The sequence below is a fragment of the Mongoliibacter ruber genome, from assembly GCF_003003005.1.
In the GTDB taxonomy this organism is placed as follows: Bacteria; Bacteroidota; Bacteroidia; order Cytophagales; family Cyclobacteriaceae; genus Mongoliibacter; species Mongoliibacter ruber.
The window spans coordinates 1-2,716 of record NZ_PVTR01000038.1; the positions used below are offsets into that span (position 1 = coordinate 1).

4 protein-coding genes are annotated in these 2,716 nt (G+C 38.1%); 3 read left to right on the forward strand and 1 reads right to left on the reverse strand.

Features of this window, described 5'->3' with window-relative positions; genetic code table 11:
- The 3 genes from CLW00_RS21485 to CLW00_RS21135 form a co-directional block, all read left to right on the forward strand.
- Positions 1–788, forward strand: a 788-nt coding sequence (locus CLW00_RS21485; protein WP_211300244.1) for a hypothetical protein, incomplete at its 5' end; no start/stop codon positions are given.
- Positions 789–798: 10 nt separating this feature from the next.
- A complete protein-coding gene (locus tag CLW00_RS21125) occupies positions 799–1,242 on the forward strand; it encodes a DUF4279 domain-containing protein (protein WP_106135699.1) in 444 nt (147 codons plus the stop codon).
- 574 nt (positions 1,243–1,816) lie between these two features.
- Positions 1,817–2,215, forward strand: coding sequence for a hypothetical protein (locus tag CLW00_RS21135; protein ID WP_106135701.1), 399 nt, complete (start codon positions 1,817–1,819; stop codon positions 2,213–2,215).
- 37 nt (positions 2,216–2,252) lie between these two features.
- On the opposite strand, the gene CLW00_RS21140 is transcribed toward CLW00_RS21135, so the two are convergent.
- Entirely contained in the window at positions 2,253–2,492 is a 240-nt protein-coding gene (locus CLW00_RS21140) for a DNA-binding protein (protein WP_245917449.1), read from the reverse strand.
- Positions 2,493–2,716: the final 224 nt, after the last annotated feature.

Consider the following 2,716-nt stretch of genomic DNA (forward strand, 5'->3'; position numbering starts at 1 on the left):
TAGCTATCGGGAGTCGATGGAGTGTTGTTGACCCAATGGCTGAGCTTGCACCTGGCTGGACACCTTACAGGTATGGCTTCAACAATCCGGTGAAGTTTATTGATCCGGACGGGATGTTTGAGTATTCTGACGGTTATTCTACACAGGATTCGAAAAATTCAACAGGCGCAATCAGTTTCAGCGGTTCCTACATCGATAGAACCATCAACACAGATTATATCGAATTCAGTACAGGCACAGGTGATAATAGGCAGGTATTGGGAGGATATACAGAGACCTATGTAGCTGAATCGGGCACTGTACTGAGCAGGAAATATTTCGGAAGCCCATATTTGTTTGGTGCAGGTGGTTTTGGGGATATGGATGGAGGAGAAGATAGTTTTCTCCCGATGAGTCAAGGTGGTGGGTCAGGTATCGGTAGACCGTTGTCTACAGGAGCAATAAATCCAGACTATACGATTGAAGGATTTACATTACCAATTTTTGGCTTTTTAAAGGCATTAAATCTTGGTAGAATTGCCGCTAAGGAGATTACGCAAGGTTTTAAATCTCTGGGAGCTGCGGGAAAAGGGTTTAGTAAAACACTTCAAACAGGTGGACATACCTTAAATAAATCAACTCTCAAAGCACTAGGTCTTAGTAAGCAACAAGGTAAAATTGCAATTGAGGGTCTTAAAAAGGACATAGGATTACCTCCTAATTTCCATGGTAAGATTATGGGTAATGGGGATTTAGTTCACCCCAATTCAGGACAAGTTTTAGGAAACCTTTTTGATTATTTGTATTAAACGTCAAGCTATGAAATCAGACAATTTCATCTATAGATCATTTTGTGAGTTTACAATATCTTCTGGTAGTGTTACTCCTGAAGAACTCAGTCAAATGCTTGGAATTTCACCAAGCCGTTCTTTCAAAAAGGGTGATACAAGTATATCAGAGCATTCAGGTTCCCTGATCACTAAACCATACAATTTGTGGGCAATTGGTTCTAAAACACTTCTGTCAGAAGAAGAAAGCATATCTCCTCATTTGGAATATTTGAGATCCAAACTTGAAGACAAAATGGAAACACTTAAAGGTTTGAAAGATGATCCAAATCTTGAACTCATTTTTACAGTCTGGATTGAGACAGATAATTCTGGAACAGGCCTAGATTTGACAGAGCAAGAGATGTCATTTCTTGCAGATTGTTTCAATAGAGTTCATTTTTCGTTTTTAACTAATGATGAAATCGGTGAGTAAATGAAATATCTACTAAAACAGGAAATATATTGGCAGTTGAAAGTGTTTTTCATTTTTTTGGCATTCTTTCAGATTGACGTTATGCCGGCTTCTACAAGTCCTGTCATTTTCTATCAAAATCATCAAAGTGGTATATCAAAAATCTATGCCTAGGATGAAATTGAAAGTTCAGTTCATGTAGAAGTCGGTCAAACTGGTAGGCTAAGTCGACTACTCTCAATTAAAGAGGTACAACCAGATCATGAAGTTTTAGGAGAAGTGGCGAGAGTAGCCGCTAAGGGGGGGTACGACAGTCTTGGGTCATTATCCTGCATACACGAAACTTGCAGGAGAGTTAGGAGCTAAGAGATTTAATATTCCTACTAATGTGTGGAATAAAATGACCCCTGCCCAACAATGGGGAGCAAATCAAAAGTTTCTCGATAGAATAATTTTACGTGGGGACAATATCAGACTTGCTACACCTCTTAATCAAGTTAAGCCGGGCAGTTTTTATCAAAAGGAATTGAATTATTTATTTGACAAAGACTACAAAGTAAGTTCTGACGGACTTTGGTTAGTTAAATAGAAAGCTATGAAGAACAACGAAAAGATATATAGCTTCCTAAAGTCAAACGGCTTTGAGCTAATCCAAAAAGATACATCTGCATTCTTTGGGGATTACTACGATATATTTACCAATGGCAGTTTCCAATTAAGGTTTAGCAGTTCCAAATCATTTGAAACAGTTGATATATGTAGTAGTAAGCCAAATGAAAATTGGTGCGATTTAGCGTTGGTAAAAGCTCTTTTGTATAATGAAAAAAATCTTACCAATGTAACTACCATTGAAGAACACAGGGATTTTTTACAGAAAGAACTTGCCAATATTGCTGAACTCTTTAATGATAGGAATTATCTAACCACGAAAAAGAGTTTAGAAGAATTAGGGAATGAACGAGCAAAACAAATGTTCCCAGAGATAAGGAAATAATACAAAAGCCTCGGAGAAAATCCGGGGATTTTGCCATTTAGAAATTGGCTTTACTGTCCAACAGGTCTTTCATCCGTTTTTTGGTGAGCATTGAATTAATGATTTTAACCAGGGCGTTTTTTTCATCTTCATCAAGTTGGTTAATCAGCATCAATTGCTCGTTCAGTTCGTGGTTCTGAAGCTCTACCACGGAGTTTTCACTATCGTTCAAAAGGTTGTCGGCACTTACGGCAAACACCTTCATCAATCGTTGTACAATATCAATTAAGAGTATCAAATGCCCGTTTTTTATCTGGGATAGATGGGTTGTCTTTAATCCTAATTATTGTCCAAGAAAGTCATTATTGCCTGTCTTTATGAGCAAAGAGATTTTGGGAATCCCTGGGGAGTTGAACTTCAGGGCTTAGGATACCAGTATGGAGGAATTAAAAAGAACCGTTATCTTTATAATGAGGGCCGAACGTAAAGAAACAGTCCCGTGGACTGTTTTAGTGAGGAGCC